This is a genomic window from Paracoccus aurantiacus (genome assembly GCF_007993065.1).
Classification (GTDB): domain Bacteria; phylum Pseudomonadota; class Alphaproteobacteria; order Rhodobacterales; family Rhodobacteraceae; genus Paracoccus; species Paracoccus aurantiacus.
The window spans coordinates 36,264-54,544 of record NZ_VOPL01000003.1 but is presented as its reverse complement, the minus strand read 5'-3'; the positions used below and the strand labels follow the sequence as shown (position 1 = coordinate 54,544).

General features: G+C 63.4%; 13 protein-coding genes. 8 read left to right on the top strand and 5 right to left on the bottom strand.

The window, feature by feature from the left end; genetic code table 11:
* Positions 1–1,020 (bottom strand): cation diffusion facilitator family transporter, encoded by a 1,020-nt coding sequence (locus tag FQV27_RS08530; RefSeq protein WP_147097527.1) that lies wholly within the window; start codon positions 1,018–1,020, stop codon positions 1–3.
* 100 nt (positions 1,021–1,120) lie between these two features.
* Complete coding sequence (locus FQV27_RS08525) at positions 1,121–1,786, bottom strand: histidine utilization transcriptional repressor HutC (RefSeq protein WP_147097525.1); 666 nt, start codon at positions 1,784–1,786, stop codon at positions 1,121–1,123.
* 97 nt (positions 1,787–1,883) lie between these two features.
* Here FQV27_RS08525 and hutI point away from each other — a divergent pair, with 97 nt between their 5' ends.
* Genes hutI through FQV27_RS08500 form a run of 5 tightly spaced genes read left to right on the top strand, consistent with a single transcriptional unit; the run spans position 1,884 to position 8,603 of the window.
* A complete protein-coding gene (gene hutI / locus FQV27_RS08520; protein WP_147097523.1) occupies positions 1,884–3,080 on the top strand; it encodes an imidazolonepropionase in 1,197 nt (398 codons plus the stop codon).
* Complete coding sequence (gene hutH, locus FQV27_RS08515) at positions 3,074–4,594, top strand: histidine ammonia-lyase (RefSeq protein ID WP_147097521.1); 1,521 nt, start codon at positions 3,074–3,076, stop codon at positions 4,592–4,594. Before hutI ends, hutH begins: the two co-directional genes overlap by 7 nt.
* Positions 4,595–4,628: 34 nt before the next feature.
* Positions 4,629–6,326, top strand: coding sequence for a urocanate hydratase (gene hutU / locus FQV27_RS08510; RefSeq protein ID WP_147097519.1), 1,698 nt, complete (start codon positions 4,629–4,631; stop codon positions 6,324–6,326).
* Positions 6,326–7,240, top strand: coding sequence for a formimidoylglutamase (gene hutG / locus FQV27_RS08505; RefSeq protein WP_147097517.1), 915 nt, complete (start codon positions 6,326–6,328; stop codon positions 7,238–7,240). Before hutU ends, hutG begins: the two co-directional genes overlap by 1 nt.
* 37 nt (positions 7,241–7,277) lie before the next feature.
* Positions 7,278–8,603 carry a YjiH family protein gene (locus FQV27_RS08500; protein WP_222611679.1) on the top strand — a complete coding sequence of 442 codons (1,326 nt, stop codon included), beginning with the start codon at positions 7,278–7,280 and terminating at the stop codon, positions 8,601–8,603.
* A gap of 77 nt (positions 8,604–8,680) precedes the next feature.
* Here the strand turns inward: FQV27_RS08500 and FQV27_RS08495 are convergent, their stop codons facing one another.
* Positions 8,681–10,837, bottom strand: coding sequence for an esterase-like activity of phytase family protein (locus FQV27_RS08495; RefSeq protein WP_147097515.1), 2,157 nt, complete (start codon positions 10,835–10,837; stop codon positions 8,681–8,683).
* 900 nt (positions 10,838–11,737) lie between these two features.
* Between FQV27_RS08495 and FQV27_RS08490 the strand changes: the two genes are divergently transcribed.
* A complete protein-coding gene (locus FQV27_RS08490) occupies positions 11,738–12,850 on the top strand; it encodes a Hint domain-containing protein (protein ID WP_147097513.1) in 1,113 nt (370 codons plus the stop codon).
* 15 nt (positions 12,851–12,865) lie between these two features.
* Here the strand turns inward: FQV27_RS08490 and rhaI are convergent, their stop codons facing one another.
* Positions 12,866–14,140, bottom strand: a complete 1,275-nt coding sequence (gene rhaI, locus FQV27_RS08485; RefSeq protein ID WP_147097511.1) for an L-rhamnose catabolism isomerase — start codon at positions 14,138–14,140, stop codon at positions 12,866–12,868.
* Between the two features lie 5 nt (positions 14,141–14,145).
* Positions 14,146–16,248 (bottom strand): bifunctional rhamnulose-1-phosphate aldolase/short-chain dehydrogenase, encoded by a 2,103-nt coding sequence (locus tag FQV27_RS08480; RefSeq protein WP_147097509.1) that lies wholly within the window; start codon positions 16,246–16,248, stop codon positions 14,146–14,148.
* A gap of 183 nt (positions 16,249–16,431) precedes the next feature.
* On the opposite strand from FQV27_RS08480, the gene FQV27_RS08475 reads away from it, so the two are divergent.
* On the top strand, positions 16,432–17,238 hold the full coding sequence (locus FQV27_RS08475; protein WP_147098119.1) for a DeoR/GlpR family DNA-binding transcription regulator: 807 nt from the start codon (positions 16,432–16,434) through the stop codon (positions 17,236–17,238).
* Between the two features lie 30 nt (positions 17,239–17,268).
* Positions 17,269–18,270, top strand: a complete 1,002-nt coding sequence (gene rhaS / locus FQV27_RS08470; RefSeq protein ID WP_147097507.1) for a rhamnose ABC transporter substrate-binding protein — start codon at positions 17,269–17,271, stop codon at positions 18,268–18,270.
* The last annotated feature ends 11 nt before the right edge of the window (positions 18,271–18,281 follow it).

Here is an 18,281-nt window from a genome sequence, read left to right as displayed (position 1 = left end):
TCAGGTTTCGGTCGGGATGCCGCCGGGACGGTTCACCTCGACCGTGACATGGGCAATCTCGTGGCGCTCGGCAAGCCGGACCGAGACGAGGCGCGGCAGATCAAGCGGATCGGCACCGTCTTCCGGGGTCACGTGAACGGTCGCGACGCTGCGGCTGTCTGTCAGCGTCCAGACATGCAGGTGTCCGACCTCTGACACGCCGGGCACATTGGTCAGGTCGGCCATGACCGCCTTCGGGTCCAGACCGCGCGGGGTCGCCTGCATCAGCACCAGCACCGATTCCGCCACTAGGGACCAGGCCGAACGCACGACCAGAACCGCGACCAGCACCGACAGGATCGGGTCAAGCACTGTCCAGCCTGTCATCATGATCCCGATGGCCGCCCCGATCGCCCCGACAGACCCAAGAAGATCGCCCAGCACATGCAGCATCGCGCCCCGCAAATTGGCGTCATCTGCATTGCCCGCGCGCAGGATCAGGAAGCCCGCAATATTTACGATCATGCCGATCACGGCGACAATCAGCATCGGGCCGGCCAGCACCTCGGCAGGCTGCTGGAACCGCCGGATCGCCTCATATGTGATCCATGCGACAAGCAGCAGAAGCGAGGCCCCGTTTGCCAGCGCCGCCAGCACGCGAACGCGGTGGAAGCCATAGCTGACCTCTGGCGTGGCCGCGCGCCGGGCCACGCGATAGGCGATCAGGGCCAGCAGCAACGCGGCGGCGTCGGACACCATATGCCCCGCATCCGCAACCAGCGCGAGCGAGCCCGACAGAATACCGCCGATCGCCTGAATGATCGCATAGCCGACAGTCATCGCGAAAACGAAGCGCATGCGCTTTTCATTTCCTGCAGTGACGGTCACGGCATGGCTGTGGCCGTGCCCGTCATGGCCATCATGCCCGGAATGGTCGTGACCTGAATGATCGCCCTTCGCGTGATCGTGGCCCGAATGATCCTTCGCGTCCGCCGCGTGATCGTCGCGGTCGTTATGGTCGTGGCTGTCCTTGTCGGTCATCTGGCTCCATGGCCCTCTTCGAATCGGTGTCATGCTCTCGGCTTGCTATTCCTAACCAGTTCAGAGAGCGGATGCCGCAGTCCTTTTGCCGCAGCGGCGGCTAGAAGGATACGGTTGTGACTTCGTAACTGTCCGCAGGGTGCAGCATCCGAACCTCGGTCAGGGGTGCATCGGCCTTGAAGGTTTCACGCGCGACGATCAGAAGCGGCGACGCCTCGGGCAGATCAAGCAGGCGCGCAGTCGCGGCATCTGCCGCCTCGGCCGAGATCCGGGTGACGATCCGTGTCGCGGGAACCTCTCTGACCAGCCATTCATTCGGTCCGGCGGACTGGAAGCTTTCGCGCTCTGCCTGCGGCAATGCGGCGAGGTTGATGTCGCGCCGTTCAAGCTGGAAGGGCCGCCCGTCAGCGAGATGAAGGCAGACGAGGCGCAGCCGCTTGCCTGTGCCCTTCGATGCAGGCAGCACGCGCCGTTCCAGCAGTTTGTAGCCATAGCCGAAGCCCCGCGTCTCGATCTCTTCACGGATCAGCGGGATGCTGAGCTTCGAGGCATGGGCGCGTGGCGGCACGACACGACTGCCGGCGCGTTTGCGCCGCTCGATCAGGCCCTGTTCGACCAGCGAGGACAGCGCCCGCTGTATGGTGCCGCGCGCGGCGCTGAATTCGGCGACCAGTTCGACCTCGTTCGGGATATCTGCACCGACCGGCCATTCGCCGGCGTTGATGCGGCGCAGCATCTCTTCTCGTATTTCGTCATGCCTGTTCATACGGGCGAGCTTACGTGAGTTGCCGTGACAATGCCATGATTAATGTCTAGACATAAAGCGTCATTATGACTAGACATAGAAACAGGAGGGGACCCGGATGATTCGCAAGATTCTGACAGATGCACGGCTGGTGACCTGCGCGCCCGGCGACGCGGGTTATGATGCCCGGACGGGCTGCATCGCGATCGAGGACGGCCGCATCGTGGCGATCGGGGCGGAGCCGCAGGGCTTCGCCGATGCGGAGCGCGTCGATCTGGCAGGGCGGATCGTTACGCCCGCCCTCATCGACTGTCACACTCACATCGTCTTTGGCGGCGACCGCGCTGTCGAGTTCGAGATGCGACTGAACGGAGCCTCATACGAGGAAATCGCCCGCGCCGGCGGCGGTATCCTGTCCAGCGTCACCGCGACGCGCGCCGCTTCCGAAGACGACCTGGTCGCCAGCGCCCTGCCGCGCCTGGATGCGCTTCTGGCCGAAGGTGTCGGCACGGTCGAGATAAAGTCCGGTTATGGCCTGACCGTTGACGATGAACTGAAGATGCTGCGTGCGGCGCGCAAGCTGGGGCAGCACCGGCCTGTCAGGATCGTCACGACTTGGCTGGCCGCCCACGCTGTGCCGCCGGAATACAAGGGCCGCGACGAGGCCTATCTGGACGAGATCGTCATTCCCGGCCTTCGCGCCGCGCATGCGGCCGGGCTTGTCGATGCAGTGGACGGGTTCTGCGAGAACATCGCTTTTTCGGCGACCCAGATGGCGCGGGTATTCGATGCTGCAAGCGAACTCGGGTTGCCGGTCAAGCTGCACGCCGAACAGCTTTCGCATCAGGGCGGCGCATCGCTTGTCGCGTCGCGCGGCGGGTTGTCGGCGGATCATGTCGAGTATGCCGATGCGGCGGATGCGGCGGCGATGGCTGCTGCGGGCACGGTCGCGGTGTTGCTGCCGGGGGCCTTCTATACCCTGCGCGAAACGCAGTTGCCGCCCGTTGACGCTTTCCGCGACGCAGGATGCGCAATGGCGCTTGCCACCGACTGCAATCCCGGCACGGCGCCCATGACCTCGCTTCTGCTGGCGATGAATATGGGCGCGACACTGTTTCGGATGACCCCGCAGGAATGCCTTCGCGGGGTGACGGCGAATGCCGCCCAAGCGCTTGGACTGCGCGACACGGGCGTTCTTGCGCCCGGAATGCGCGCCGATCTCGCGGTCTGGGATATCGGCCACCCGGCAGAGCTGTCCTACCGGATCGGCTTCAACCCGCTTCATCAACGCTATCTGGAAGGTGAGCCATGCTGATCCTGACACCGGGAAAAGTCACGCTGAACGAACTGGCACAGATCTGGCGCGGTGCCTCGCCGATCAGGCTGGACGATGCCGCCCGCGCGGGCATCATCGCGTCGGCCGAACGGATTGCAGCGGCCTCGGCGGGCGATGCGGCGGTTTACGGCGTCAATACCGGCTTCGGCAAGCTTGCCTCGGTCCGCATCGCGCCCGCCGATACTGCGACACTGCAGCGCAACCTGATCCTGTCGCATTGCTGCGGCGTGGGCCAGCCGATGGATGGCGATGCTGTCCGGCTGATGATGGCACTGAAACTGATGAGCCTCGGGCGTGGTGCATCGGGCGTGCGCATCGAAATCGTCGCGCTGATCGAGGCGATGCTGGAACACGGCGTGCTGCCGATGGTGCCCGAGCAGGGCAGCGTCGGGGCGTCGGGCGATCTGGCGCCGCTGGCGCATATGGCGGCGGTCATGCTGGGCGAGGGCGAGGCTTTCTTTCAGGGCGAGCGCCTGCCGGGCGCAGAGGCCCTTCGCCGCGCGGGCCTTTCGCCGGTTGTGCTGGGCGCGAAGGAAGGGCTGGCGCTGATAAACGGCACCCAGTTTTCCGCCGCGCTGGCGCTGATCGGTCTGTTCCGGGCCTGGGCCTGCCTGCGGTCGGCGCTGGTGACAAGCGCGATGTCGACGGACGCGATCATGGGTTCGACCGCGCCGTTTCACCCCGAGATCCACAGCCTCCGCGGCCAGCCCGGCCAGATCGAGGTCGCCGCGATCACGCGCGATCTTCTTGAGGGCAGTGAAATCCGCGAAAGCCATCGCGACGACGATCTGCGCGTGCAGGACCCCTATTGCATCCGCTGCCAGCCGCAGGTCACGGGCGCGGCGATGGATCTTTTGCGCTTTGCCGCGAACACCCTGCTGACCGAGGCGAATGCCGTGACCGACAATCCGCTGGTGCTGTCGGACGGCCAGATCGTATCGGGCGGCAATTTTCATGCCGAGCCGGTGGCATTCGCCGCCGATCAGATCGCGCTTGCCGTGGCCGAGATCGGCGCCATTTCGCAACGCCGCGTCGCGCTGATGGTCGATCCTGCGATGAATTTCGGCCTGCCGCCTTTCCTGACCCCTCAGCCCGGATTGAACAGCGGATTGATGATCGCCGAGGTCACGACTGCCGCATTGATGAGCGAGAACAAACATCTCGCCGCGCCCTGTTCGGTCGATTCCACCCCGACATCCGCCAATCAGGAGGATCATGTCAGCATGGCGGCGCATGGTGCGCGCCGGGTTGGCCTGATGACCCGCAACCTTGCCGTGATCGTCGGGGTCGAGGCGATATGCGCCGCGCAGGGCATCGAATTCCGCGCGCCGCTGACGACCTCTGCGCCGCTGTCCGCTGCGATGAATGCGATCCGCGCGGAGGTGGCGACAATGGGCGACGACCGCTATCTCGCGCCCGATCTCGCCGCGGCCGGGTCGCTGATCGACACCGGGACGCTTGCCGATGCGGCGGGCGTTGCCCTGCCGCTTTGATCTGCACGTCACCCCCATTCCAAGGAGAACGCTCATGAATGCCGATCCCCGCCACAATGCCCGCGACATCTTCCCGCCGACCGGCACCACGCTGAATGCGAAAAGCTGGCTGACCGAAGCGCCGCTGCGGATGCTGATGAACAACCTGCACCCGGATGTCGCCGAAAACCCGCATGAGCTGGTCGTTTATGGTGGTATCGGCCGGGCGGCGCGGACCTGGCGCGATTTCGATATGATCGTCGAAAGCCTGAAGAAACTGGAAGCGGATGAAACGCTTGTGGTGCAATCGGGCAAGCCTGTCGCGGTGGTCAGGACACATGCCGACGCGCCGCGCGTGCTGATCGCGAATTCCAATCTGGTGCCGCATTGGGCGAACTGGGACCATTTCAACGAGCTCGATAAGAAGGGACTGGCCATGTATGGCCAGATGACCGCCGGCTCGTGGATCTATATCGGCACACAGGGCATCGTGCAGGGCACCTATGAAACCTTCGCCGAAGCCGGGCGGCAGCATTACGATGGCAACCTGCAGGGCCGCTGGATTCTGACCGGCGGGCTGGGCGGCATGGGCGGGGCGCAGCCCCTGGCCGCTGTCATGGCCGGGGCATGCTGTCTGGCCGTCGAATGCGACGAAACCCGCGCCGATTTCCGCATCCGCACCCGCTATTGCGACGAGAAGGCGCATTCGCTGGACGAGGCGCTGGCGATGATCGACCGCTGGACGAAGGCCGGAGAGGCGAAGTCGGTGGCGCTGATCGGCAATGCCGCCGAGATATTCCCCGAAATCCTGCGCCGCATGAAGGCGGGCGAAGCACTGCCCAATGGCCGCCCCGACATCGTCACCGATCAGACCTCGGCGCATGATCCGATCCACGGCTATCTGCCGAAAGGCTGGAGCGTCGCCGAATGGCGCGCGAAGCAGGAGAGCGATCCGAAAGCCGTCGAAAAGGCCGCGCGGGCCAGCATGCGCGATCATGTCGAAGCAATGGTCGGGTTCTGGAACGAGGGGGTGCCGACGCTCGATTATGGCAACAACATCCGGCAGGTCGCGAAGGAGGAGGGTCTGCAGAATGCCTTCGCCTTTCCGGGCTTCGTGCCGGCCTATATCCGCCCGCTGTTTTGCAAGGGTATCGGTCCTTTTCGTTGGGCGGCCCTGTCGGGCGACCCCGAGGATATTTACAAGACCGATCAGGCGATGAAGGAACTGTTCCCGGAAAACGAGCATCTTCACCGCTGGCTGGATATGGCGCGCGAGCGTATCGCGTTTCAGGGCCTTCCAGCCCGTATCTGCTGGATCGGGCTTGGCGATCGTCACCGCGCCGGTCTGAAGTTCAACGAAATGGTCGCCTCGGGCGAGCTGAAGGCGCCGGTCGTGATCGGTCGCGACCACCTCGACAGTGGTTCCGTCGCCTCGCCCAACCGCGAGACAGAGGCGATGAAGGACGGCTCGGACGCGGTGTCCGACTGGCCGCTGCTGAACGCGCTGGTGAACACGGCATCCGGTGCGACCTGGGTGTCGCTGCACCATGGCGGCGGCGTCGGGATGGGCTTTTCGCAGCATTCCGGCGTGGTGATCTGCGCCGACGGCACGCCCGAAGCGGCCAGGCGGCTGGAGCGTGTGTTGTGGAACGACCCGGCCTCGGGTGTGTGGCGTCATGCAGATGCGGGCTATGACATCGCGCTGGATTGCGCGCGCGAGCATCAGCTGAACCTGCCGGGCATTCTGGGCTGATGCCGGTTCAGACACTGCCCCCGCCCGTCTGGACAGGGCGCAGCGACCCGGAGGATGGGGCGCTTGCGCTGAGGATGCATCACCTTGCCGGGAAGGCCGGGGCAGGTGCAGCGCTGATCGGGTTCTGCTGCGATGCGGGCGTGGTGCGCAACAAGGGCAATCCCGGCGCCGCAGAAGCGCCGGGCGCGATCCGCGCGGCGCTGGCGGGTCTTGCCGCGCCTGCGGGCTTCGACGGGTTCCGCGATGCCGGCGATATTGCGGTGACGGGTGACGACCCCGGTCCCGGTCAGGACGTTCTTGCCGCGGAACTTGCCGCACTGATCGGCGACTATCGCCGTGTCGTGGTGCTGGGCGGTGGGCATGAAACGGCCTTCGGAAGCTGGCAGGGCCTGCGCCGCGCGCTGCCCGAGGCGAAGATCGGCATCGTCAATATCGACGCCCATCTGGATATCCGCGCCCTTGGCGCCGCCGGCGCTTCATCCGGCACGCCGTTCTTCCAGATCCATCAGGACGACCCCCATGGCTTCGATTACGCCGTGCTTGGCCTTGCGCCCGAGGGCAATACGCAGGCGCTGACTGCCCGCGCGCAGGATTGGGGCGTCGATATGATCGCGGACCGCGAGTTGCAGGTGTCAGCCGAAGCGGGCTTTGCCGCGATCGACGCCATCGCGGCGCGGAACGATGCGCTTTATCTGACCGTCGATCTCGACGTGCTGCCGGCATCCGTCGCGCCCGGCGTCAGCGCGCCCGCCGCGCGTGGCGTGCCCCTGCATGTGGTCGAGGCGCTGATCGACCGCGCGCTTGCGTCGGGCAAGGTCCGGCTGGCGGATATGGTCGAGCTGTCGCCGCCCCGCGATACGGCCGGGCTGAGCGCGCGTGTGGCGGCGCTGATCGCCCGGCGGCTGCTGATCTAGCGCCGACGCCAGATTATCAATAACAGGAGGAGAAACAGTGACCGAAACAACCGCGCGGCATCCCGAGAAGGGTATGGGTCCGCTGATCCGGCTGATTGCCTATAGCGGCATCGGCATCATCTTCTTTTTCGTTCCGGTGACCATTGGCGGACGCTCGACGATCCTGCTGGATCACGCGGCATCTGCGATTGCGGCGAATATGCGGCCGCTCGCGGTGACTTTTGTCTGTGCGCTGATCGCGTGGGGTGCCGTCGCGCCCTTTATCCGCGGCGACTGGAACCGGAATCTGACGGCGACGATATTTTCCGTGCTACGGGTTCTCGGTCTGGTTCTGACGCTGGCCTATCTTCTCGGGATCGGGCCTGCGGCGATTTTTGCCCCCGATATGCTGCCCTTCCTGTTTGACAAGCTTGTCCTCTCGGTCGGCCTGATCGTTCCGCTCGGGGCGCTGGCGCTGGCATTTCTGGTCGGCTATGGGCTTCTTGAAATGACCGGGGTGCTGGTCAATCCCGTGATGCGCCCGATCTGGCGCACGCCCGGCTGGTCAGCAATAGATGCGGTCGCGTCTTTCGTGGGCAGCTATTCGCTTGCGCTGCTGATAACCGACCGGGTCTATAAAAAAGGCAAATACAGCGCGCGCGAAGCTGCGATCATCGCGACGGGCTTTTCGACGGTGTCGGCGACATTCATGGTCATCGTCGCAAAGACGCTGAACCTGATGGGAAGCTGGAACCTGTATTTCTGGTCCACGCTGGTCATCACATTCATTGTCACGGCGATGACCGCTCGCCTCTGGCCCCTGACTGGCAAGGCTTCTGATACCAGCGAGGACGAGGCGCTTCCGGCCGGTACCGGGCGCTTTGCGGCGGCGGTTGCAGCCGGGATGGAGCAGGCACGGAACGCGCCCCCGCTTTTGTCGCTGCTGAAAGCGACGCTGATCGACGGGCTGCGCATGGCGTCGCTGATCCTGCCCAGCATCATGTCGGTCGGTCTGCTTGGACTGATCGCGGCAAAATACACGCCCATCTTCGACTGGCTTGGACTGACGCTTTATCCGTTCACTTGGCTGGGCGGGCTGGCTGCGCCGATGGATGCTGCGAAGGCCCTGTCATCGGGGCTGGCCGAGATGTTTCTTCCGGCGATCCTGCTGAAGGAGGCCGAGCTTGCGACGCGCTATGTCGCGGGCGTCGTGTCGGTCAGTCAGGTGCTTTTCCTGTCCGCGTCGATCCCCTGCGTGATGGCGACGTCCATTCCGCTCAGCTTCAGCGAATTGTTGGCGACATGGTATATCCGCACCGCGCTGAGCATCCTGATCGCCGCGCCGTTCGGGGCTTTCCTGATCGCGATGGGCTGGCTGGTCTGAGAGCCCGGGGAAATACGCCACAGGCCCCGCGCGACGCGGGGCCTGTTTCTGCATCCCGACGGGGCAGCGGATGAAGGTCAGTCCAGCCTGAAGGACCAGAAAAGCGTCTCGCCCGAGGCGTCATCGACGCCGTCATTGTCGGTGACCATCCAGACAGTGCCGTCATCGGCGATGGCCATGCCCTCGACCTTGTCCTGCGTGTAACCACCCCATGCCTTCAGGTCCGGGATCAGGTCGCGGACAGTCTCTTTTTCCACCACGGGCAATTCCCCGTCCAGAGGCACGGGCGACAGGTCCGCCAGCGGCACGCGGGTCACGGCTTTCAGCTTTGCTGCATCGCCGATCAGGTTGTCGCGTTCGATGAGGTAAAGATAGCCCTCATGGGCGGCCAGCTCCGACAGGCCGACCCAACCTTCGCCGCTGTCGAGCGGATAGCGGGCGCCTGCCCATTCGCCCGTCGCCGGATCAAGCCGCAGAAGTTTCGCCTGACCTACCGGGTCGTCGCCCCATTCGCGCTGCACAGCCAGCCAGAGCTTCCCGTCGATCAGCGCGATGCCTTCGAAGCCGAAACGCTTTTCCTGCGCCGCAAGCGCGTCGGGCAGGGCGAATTCCTGCGTGATTGCGCCGGATGCATCTGTGTGAAGAACGGCATGCGGCACGTCCTTTTCGGTATTGCCTTCGGAAGCCAGCCAGAAACCGCCCTCGCCATCGCTGGCAATGCCTTCCAGATCCAGCTTTGCGGCCGGCGCGCCGTCGCGGGTTACAACGGTTTTCGCCGTGATGCGCGCCGGCTTGGACGAGGCGTCGATGGTATAGATCGCGGGCGCCGCATCATAGGCGCTGTCGCTGACCGCATGAAGCGTCGTCGCCGAGGCGGGGTCGGTTGTCAGGCCCGACAGCGCACCCCAGCCGGTCACGCCGTCCGCTGCGGTGATCGTGGGATAGCCAGGCGTGACATCGCCAAGCTCATAAAGCATCACATGCGCGCGTGCCGCACCATCCTCGCCCAGATCGGTTTCATTCGCGGTCGCGAACAGGCTGCGCGAAGGGATCGCGACCAGACCTTCCGGCCCGATACCAGAGGGAAGGGCCTGCAGTAGCTGCGGGTTTGCCGGGTCGCTGACATCAAAGACGAAGACCACGCTGCCACGTTCCGAGGCGACGAAGATCAGCGGACGATCGTCATAGCGAGCGAAGATGACGGCTTCGGGCTCTCCGCCCTTGTTGTCGGATCGGGCGTCCGGGTAGTGACCGATCCGCATGAGTTCGTGGTCAAGCAGGTTGCCGCTGTCATAGGTGACGCGTCCATCGCGGTTCCAGATCGTGAAGCCCCGGCTGCCGCCCTTCCAGTCGCCTTCATTCGCCGTCACGAAGTGATCCGCGTCGATCCAGGCGATTGCGTCAGGCTCTCTCGGCACGGCGTTCAGGCTGGCGGACGGGTCGATCTTGCCGTCATCCTCGGTATCTATGTCGTCCAGATCGACGCTGCCCGCGCTGAAATGCGCGGCGACCGCACCATCTGCGCCAATCACGACGATGTGGTTGTTCTCTTGCAGGGTGACGGCAAGCTCTCCGGCATCGTTGAAGGACAGAAACTCTGGTTCAGGGTCGTCGGGCGCGACATCGGCAAGTCCGGTCAATTCAACAATCTGCCGTCCCTCGCAATCAACCGCACCGTCTTTCAGCGGCAGCCGGACCACAAATCCCGCAGGCATTTGCGGCAGCGCGCCGTCATTCACATCCTCGTCGCGCTCGTTTTCGATGGCGACGGCGATCATGTCACCCGCCGGCGAGATCGCGACACTGTCGGGCTGGCCGCCCAGATCGCAGCTTGCGGTCACGGTCTTACTGGCCAGATCCACGCTGCGAAGCACCCCCGACGGTTCAGTGAATGAGGCCGAAGTGTTGACGCCCACGAACGCTGCGTCGCCCTTGACGACCGTTGTCGTCGGTTCGCCATCCATCGCGATATTGCCCAGGGGTTTCGGGGCCTTAGGGTCCGTGATGTCGATCAGCCCGATCGCGCCGAGCGGGCTGTCGGAATAGATCAGCCGGTTGCCGTCTTCGGTCACCGCCATGATCTCGGCCGAGGTTTCGCGATTGCGATCCTCGCCCGCGCCCATGTTCTCGGTCGTCGCGAAACTGGCGATGCGATTGAAGGCAGGATCGGCGACGGCCGGCAGGGCGACGGTCAGCGACAGGGCAGAGGTTAGTGTCGAACGAAGAAGCATCATCTCACCAGCTTGGGAAGGGAATGGCGGATGAATTGCCGCGCGCTGTAACGGCGTCATGGCATTCCTGCGACAAGTTTGTGACGAGGGGGGATCGCCGCGCTTATGCGAATCATCCGGGTGCGCGAAGAACACATGATATTGCAAGCGAATCGGTGGTTTTGTGGATAACTGGGCGAAAACCTGCCGAAAAAGATAATCGGAATCGCGGATTGCGCGTTTTGTCTGCGGGCCATCCTGCGGTAAAGTGAGCATGCGTTACATGGAATAAGTTCAACGAAATCAGACCATACGGTTTGCCTGTTTATTGAGCCTATGCCGGCGAGGTCGCAGCGATGCACAATTTAAGAGTGTGCTGCGCCATGCTGGACAGGTGACCGGCGAGGGGGCGGATCGGGCAGGTCATGATCTTGGCGAATATCGAGGAGAGTTCCTGACGCGCAGCATGTCCGCTGCGGTTCAGGTGCCCGGCTTCGATGGGTGAGTTGAAGAGTTTCCCGCGGGTGTGGCGGGGTGTTGTGTGGTAGCGAGTGACCGGTCGGGGAGGGCAGAGACCCCCGGCATCTGCGGTGAAGGCGGGCCGGATCGGTGCAACGATCCGGCCCGCTTTCCTGTGGCGCATCACGGTTAAGCCTATCACGCAGAGACGCGCCACATCGGCGATAGCGCTCAGCCGAGGAAGCGCGTCCTGCCAAAAATTATCCCGAAAGAACAATGGATTCTGTCTAAATATACAGTTTCCCGCCACACGACCAGAAATTAATAAAAGTGAATCGCGCCGCTTGGATGCGATGTCAGGCCTGCGGAAATCGATCTGCGTCCGAATGGGGCGCTGTCGCAGTCGCAGCCTGCGATAGTGTGTGCCGCGCCATGGCGCACCCTGTCTGAAACGGGGAGGAAAACATGGCGGAAACTGTCACTTGGTATCTCACCGAGGTCAGTCGCGCGACCAACGGCGCGCCCTGGACTGTCGGTGGTCCTTCGAGAGCGGTCGAGGTCTGGTTCGGGACCACGGCCGAATGGAATGCACTCAGTGCTGCGGAACAGGGTGCTTATGATATCCACATCATAAGTATGGACGGTCTGGTTGATGCAGACGAGGCGCGGGCCGCGATGTCTGCCTATAACGGCAGCTATTCGTTTCCCAATAATGCCGGCTTCCTCGGCACGCAGGACATCGACCCCGACGGTGCCGGTCCCGCCGGGACTGCGCCTTCGGTCGGAATGGCTGTGGACGGAAAGTCCATCACTTCCGCAAAAGAAGCCGTCATAATCACGCTCGACCCGATCACCGCGACAAGCGTGGCGGGGAACTATAAGGGCGGTGTCGGGCATTTCGATCCGTTCCGGCCCGGCAAGCTGACGCCGCCATGCTTCACGCGCGGCACGCTGATCCGCACGCCCGACGGCGAACGGCTGATCGAAACGCTGCGGGCAGGCGATATGGTTCTGACCGCCGATAACGGGCCGCAGCCGATCCTGTGGATCATGTCGGCGCGGCTGAACGCGGCGCGGCTGGCCGCCGACCCACATCTGCGGCCGATCCGCATTCGTGCAGGCGCGCTTGGCACAGGGCTGCCTGCGGCGGATCTGCTGGTCAGCCCGCAGCACAGGATGCTTGGGCGGTCCGGGATTGCGCAGCGCATGTTCGGAGCCAGTGAAATCCTCGTGGCAGCAAAGCATCTTCTTGCCATTGACGGCATCGAGATCGCCGAAGACCTGCACGAGGTCGAATATTTTCACATCCTCTTCGCCGCGCACGAGATCGTTTTCGCGAACGGGGCCGAGGCCGAAAGCCTGTTTACCGGCGCAGAGGCGCTTGGCGGTATCGGCCCCGCGCTGCGCGAGGAGGTTTTCGCAATCTTCCCGCTGCTCCGCTCTGGTTGTCACCGCTTCAAGCCTGCACGCCAGATGGCGACGGGTCGGCAGGGCCGGCGTTTCGCACAGCGCCACGCCCGGAATGCGCAGCATCTTGTCGCTGCCGGCGACGTTCCCCAACAATCACCGCAGCATTGACCGGTCGGCGGCGGATCAGACGATCCCGCCGCCACCGCCGGCTGATTTCGGTCGTTTCGCCGCAACCGCCGCCCGATAGCCCGAGGCGCGATAGGTCGCCACCGGGTCGATCGCACCGCCAGCACGCGCGCGGACCATGCCCAGAATCGGTTCCACATCGGTGCGGAAAGCAGCGCGCAGCGTGGCTGCCGCCATCAGCGCATCATTGTCCTGCCGATAGCCCTCAAGCGCCTCGCGATCCACCAGCGAGGCCTGCACGAAGGCGCGCTGAATCTCGCAGGCGCTGACGATCAGGCTTTCTATGGGGTCGGTGACATTATGGCTTTGATCGATCATGTGCGACAGGTTAAGGCCCGGCGTGTCTTCCAGTTCGACCAGTTCGTTGAAAACGAGGAACAGGCGGAAGGGGTCAATCGTGCCGCTGTCCAGATCGTCATCGCCATATTTGCTGTCGTTGAAATGGAAGCCGCCCAGCTTGCCAGCCCGGATCAGGCGGGCGACGATCATTTCGATGTTCACATTCGGCGCGTGGTGGCCAAGGTCCACAAGGCATTGCGCCTTGTTGCCCAGTTCCTGCGCGATCATCAGACTGGTGCCCCAGTCCTGCACCACAGTCGAATAGAAGGCCGGTTCATAGATCTTGTGTTCGCTGAAAATCCGCCAGTCATCGGGCAGCCCTGCATAGACGGCCTTCATCGATTCCAGATAGCGGTCGAACTGCTTGTACATCGAAGTCTGGCCCGGAAAGTTCGACCCGTCGCCGATCCAGACGGTCAGCGACTTTGATCCGATCTTCTGGCCGATCTCGATACATTCCAGATTATGCTCGATCGCCTGCTGACGGGTTGCCGCATCGGTATGCGACAGCGAGCCGTATTTATAGCTGAGCGGGTGATCCGCGTGATCCTGAAAGGTGTTCGAATTCATCGCGTCGAAGCCGAGGCCCTTTTCCTCGGCCTTGGCCAGCAGATCGGCCGGGTCGGCCTTGTCCCACGGAATATGCAGGCTGACCGTTGGCGTCGCGGCCGTCAGCTGATGGATCACGCCGCAATCGTCCAGCTTGTCCATGATGCCGTTCGGCTCTCCCTCGCCGGGGAAGCGGGCAAAGCGGGTGCCGCCGGTGCCGGTGCCCCAGCTGGGGATGGCGACACCGAAGCCCGTGGCGCGGCAGGTCAGCGCGCCGATGTCGATGCCACGACGGTCCAGCCTTTCGCCAAGCGCGTCGTAATCGGCGGCAAGATTGTCCATGCGCGTGACGTTTTCGGCCTCGATCAGGTGCTTGTCGATCATGGCGGTCACCGCGTGAATGCCTGGACGTTGCCGGCGTCCACGTTGATGATGTTGCCGGTCGATTTGGCCGACAGGTCGCTGGCGAAGAAATAAATGCCTTCGGCAATGTCTTCAGGCAGCACGGATCGTTTCAGCATGGATCGCTGGCGATACATCTCCTCCAGCCCCTCCTTGTCGGTCTTGTAGGTCGAGGCGCGCTGATCCAGCCAGTCACCTTCCCAGATCTTCGATCCCCGCAGAACGGCATCGGGGTTGACGACATTGACGCGGATGCCGCCTTCGGCCCCTTCCAGCGCCAGACAGCGGGCAAGGTGGATTTCAGCGGCCTTGGCGGTGCAATAGGCGCTGGCATTAGGGCTTGCGGCAAGGCCGTTCTTCGATGCCACGAAGACCACTGATCCGCCAATGTCCTGCGCGCGCAGCATGCGGAAAGCGTCGCGGCTGACAAGGAAATAGCCGGTGGACAGGATGTCCATGTTCTTGTTCCACAGTGCCAGCGTCGTTTCCTCGACCGGCGAGGATGAAGCGATCCCGGCATTGGATACCAGAATGTCGAGGCCGCCGAATTCTACCGCCGTTTCAGCAAAGGCGCGGGCGACCTGCGCTTCGTCGGTGACGTTCATCTGCACGCCGCGCACCGCGTCCTTGCCGTGGCGGGCGGCGAAGCCCTTGGTGACTTCTTCCAGTGCGGTCGCGTCGATATCGGCCAGCATCACGCAGGCGCCCTCGCGCAGCAGCCGTTCGGCGGTGGCGGCACCAATTCCGCCCGCGCCGCCGGTGACAAGCGCGATGCGTCCGGCCAGCGATTTCGGCTTGGGCATACGCTGCAGCTTCGCTTCTTCCAGCAGCCAGTATTCGATATCGAACGCCTCCTGCTCGGGCAGGCCCTGATAGGTTGACACGCCGGACGCGCCGCGCATCACATTGATTGCGTTCACATAGAATTCGCCCGAGATCCGGGCCGTCGCCTTATCCAGCGCAAAGGTAATCATGCCGACGCCGGGGATCAGATAGACGACCGCGTTGGGGTCGCGCAGCGCCGGGCTGTCGGTATGCTTGCAGCGGTCATAATAGGCTGCGTAATCGTCGCGGTAGGCGGCGATCGCGTCGGGCAGGCTGGCGATGGTGGCGTCCAAATCGGGGTTGGCGGGATCGAAATCGACCACCAGCGGGCGGATCTTGGTGCGCAGGAAATGGTCCGGGCAGGACGTGCCAAGCGGGGCCAGTTCCTCCAGCATGTTCGAACCGACGAATTCCAGAACTGCCTGCTGACCGTCGAAATGCCCGACCTTGTGGCGGTCCTTGGAAATCAGCCCGCGAATGACCGGCATCAGCTTTGCGGCAATGTCGCGACGTTGTTCGGCGGGCAGGGTGGGAAGCTTTTCACCGCCGAAAACCGGCTTGCCGGCGGTCCGGTCCTCCAGCCATTCGGCGGCCTTGTTGATAACGTCGAGCGTCGTCTGATAGCACTCCTCGGCTGTATCGCCCCAGGTGAAAAGCCCGTGGCTTTCCAGCACGGCGCCCTTGGCCTCGGGGTTGTCTTTCGCGAATTTCTCCAGCCACAGGCCCAGTTCAAACCCCGGCTTCTTCCACGGCAGCCAGCCGATTTCATCGCCGAAGATCTCGGCCGTCAGGTCCTTCGAGTTGACCGAAGCCGCAATCGCAATGATCGCGTCGGAATGTACGTGATCGACATGCTTGCGCGGGACATAGGCGTGCAGCGGCGTGTCGATACTGGCGGCGCGCGGGTTCAGGTCGAAGGTGCAATGGGGCAGATAGCCGACCATCTCGTCTTCATGTTCCAGCCCGCGATACTTGCCCTTCAGCGCTTCCAGCTTATCCATGTACAGCGAGGCGAAACCGTCCATCTTCATGGACCCAATATCCCCGCCCGAGCCCTTGACCCACAGCACCTCGACCGCCTCGCCGGACAGAGGATCGACCTCCATCGCCTTGGCCGAGGTGTTGCCGCCGCCGTAATTCGTCACCCGCTTGTCAGAGCCCAGCAGGTTCGACCGGTACAGCAGCTTTTCCGATTCGGTCATGGATGCGGCTTTCGCGTCATCCCACAGATTTTCAAGACGATTCCCGGCGCCGGATTGGGTCATTGATGCCTCCCTGAGCTGCGGACGGTGGCCCGCTTTCCAGCCTTCGCTACACGCGAAACCGGCCAATCGTCAATCATTTTCAATCATAATCGATCACTATGCAGGCGCAGAATGACTTTCTGCGATTGAAAATGATTGACAGTGATCGAAAGAGATGAAAATCTGCCGGCCAGAGGAGAGCCCATGCTGGAAACCGAGCGCCATCGCATCATTCTGTCCGCCGTGCAGGAAAAGCCCGTCGTGACTGTTGCCGATCTGTGCGCCCTGACCGGCGCGTCCGAGGCGACGGTGCGCCGCGATATCGGCACGCTGCATCTGGCGAAGAAGCTGCGCCGGGTGCGCGGCGGGGCCGAGGCGATTGCCCCGCCCTTGTTCGCGGGCATCAATGCGCGCCCCTTTGCGGTGAACCAGACCGTCAACGTGGCCGAAAAGCGCGCGATTGCGCAGGCGGCGGTGGATCTGTGCGAGGATGGCGAGGCGATCATCATCAATGGCGGCACGACGACCTTCCAGATGGTCCACCCGCTGGCCACCAAACGGATGCAGGTCTTCACCAACAGCTTCCCGATTGCCGAGCATCTGCTGAAGCAGTCGAAGAATACCGTGCTGCTGCCCGCCGGCGCGATCTATCGCGAGCAGAACATCATCCTGTCGCCCTTCGATGCTGATGGGTCCAGCCATTTCTATGCCAGGCGCATGTTCATGGGCTGCCGTGCCCTTGGTCCGCTGGGGCTGATGGAAGGCGATCCGCTGCTGGTTCAGGCCGAGCAGAAGCTGATCGGGCAGGCGGATGAACTGATCGTGCTGGCCGACAGTTCCAAGTTCCGCCAGCGCTCCAGCCTGCTTTTGTGCCCGTTAAGCCGTATCCACACCGTCATCACCGATGACGGGATCGGGGACCGCGAGGCGCAGATGCTGGAAGCTGCCGAAATTCGTCTGATCGTGGCCGGGGTCGCCGCGGCAGACCGCAAGAAGCGCGCGGAGGAGTGACGCGCAAAACGCTCATAGGGGAGGAAACAGATGAGCATTCTGAAAAAGGCACTGACCACCGCCGCATTGGCGACTGCGCTGATTGCCGGTTCAGCCCATGCGCAGGACGGCGAGAAGATGCGGATCGCGCTTGTCGCCAAGGCGCTTGGCATCGGCTTCTTTGAAGCCGCGAACAAGGGCGCCGAGGAAGCCGCGGCGGAACTGGGCGATGTCGAGATCATCTATACCGGCCCGACCGACACCACCGCGGAAGGCCAGATCGAGGTAATCAACAGCCTGATCGCGCAGAAGGTCGATGCCATCGCCATCAGCGCCAATGACACCGACGCGCTGGTGCCGACGCTGAAAAAGGCGATGCAGCGCGGGATCACCGTCATCAGCTGGGATTCGGGCGTGGCCCCGGAAGGCCGCGCGATGCAGCTGAACCCGTCATCCGCGCCCCTGATCGGCAACACGATCATCAAGCTGGCCGCCGATCACCTGCCCGAAGGCGGCGATGTGGCGGTGTTGTCGGCGACCACCACCTCGACCAACCAGAACACCTGGATCGAGGAGATGAACAAGGTCAAGGGCGATTATCCGAATATCAACGTCGTGGCGACCGTTTACGGCGACGATCTGGCCGACAAGTCCTATCGCGAGGCGCAGGGGCTGATGCAGTCCTATCCTGACCTGAAGGCGATCATCGCGCCGACCAGCGTGGGCATCGTGGCAGCTGCGCAGGCGGTGACGGATGCGGGCAAGGTGGGGCAGGTGAATGTCACGGGCCTTGGGCTGCCATCGGAAATGGCGGGCCATGTGAAATCGGGCGCATCACAAAGCTTTGCGATCTGGAACCCGATTGATCTGGGCTATTCGGCGACCATGATCGCCTATCATCTGGCGAAGGGTGATGCGACCGCCGAACCGGGTGCCACCATCGCAATTGGCCGCATGGGCGAGGTGACGCTGGACGACAATACCGAGGCCGCGATGGCCGATCCCTTCACCTATGACGCGAGCAATATCGACGAGTTCAGCTCGGTGTTCTGAGTTTTATGGGG

What these genes read in the sequence shown, in the direction of transcription:
- FQV27_RS08530 (WP_147097527.1), bottom strand. Translation starts at nt 1,020, where the DNA reads ATGACCGACAAGGACAGCCACGACCATAACGACCGCGACGATCACGCG.
- FQV27_RS08525 (WP_147097525.1), bottom strand. Translation starts at nt 1,786, where the DNA reads ATGAACAGGCATGACGAAATACGAGAAGAGATGCTGCGCCGCATCAAC.
- hutI (WP_147097523.1), top strand. Translation starts at nt 1,884, where the DNA reads ATGATTCGCAAGATTCTGACAGATGCACGGCTGGTGACCTGCGCGCCC.
- hutH (WP_147097521.1), top strand. Translation starts at nt 3,074, where the DNA reads ATGCTGATCCTGACACCGGGAAAAGTCACGCTGAACGAACTGGCACAG.
- hutU (WP_147097519.1), top strand. Translation starts at nt 4,629, where the DNA reads ATGAATGCCGATCCCCGCCACAATGCCCGCGACATCTTCCCGCCGACC.
- hutG (WP_147097517.1), top strand. Translation starts at nt 6,326, where the DNA reads ATGCCGGTTCAGACACTGCCCCCGCCCGTCTGGACAGGGCGCAGCGAC.
- FQV27_RS08495 (WP_147097515.1), bottom strand. Translation starts at nt 10,837, where the DNA reads ATGATGCTTCTTCGTTCGACACTAACCTCTGCCCTGTCGCTGACCGTC.
- FQV27_RS08490 (WP_147097513.1), top strand. Translation starts at nt 11,738, where the DNA reads ATGGCGGAAACTGTCACTTGGTATCTCACCGAGGTCAGTCGCGCGACC.
- rhaI (WP_147097511.1), bottom strand. Translation starts at nt 14,140, where the DNA reads ATGATCGACAAGCACCTGATCGAGGCCGAAAACGTCACGCGCATGGAC.
- FQV27_RS08480 (WP_147097509.1), bottom strand. Translation starts at nt 16,248, where the DNA reads ATGACCCAATCCGGCGCCGGGAATCGTCTTGAAAATCTGTGGGATGAC.
- FQV27_RS08475 (WP_147098119.1), top strand. Translation starts at nt 16,432, where the DNA reads ATGCTGGAAACCGAGCGCCATCGCATCATTCTGTCCGCCGTGCAGGAA.
- rhaS (WP_147097507.1), top strand. Translation starts at nt 17,269, where the DNA reads ATGAGCATTCTGAAAAAGGCACTGACCACCGCCGCATTGGCGACTGCG.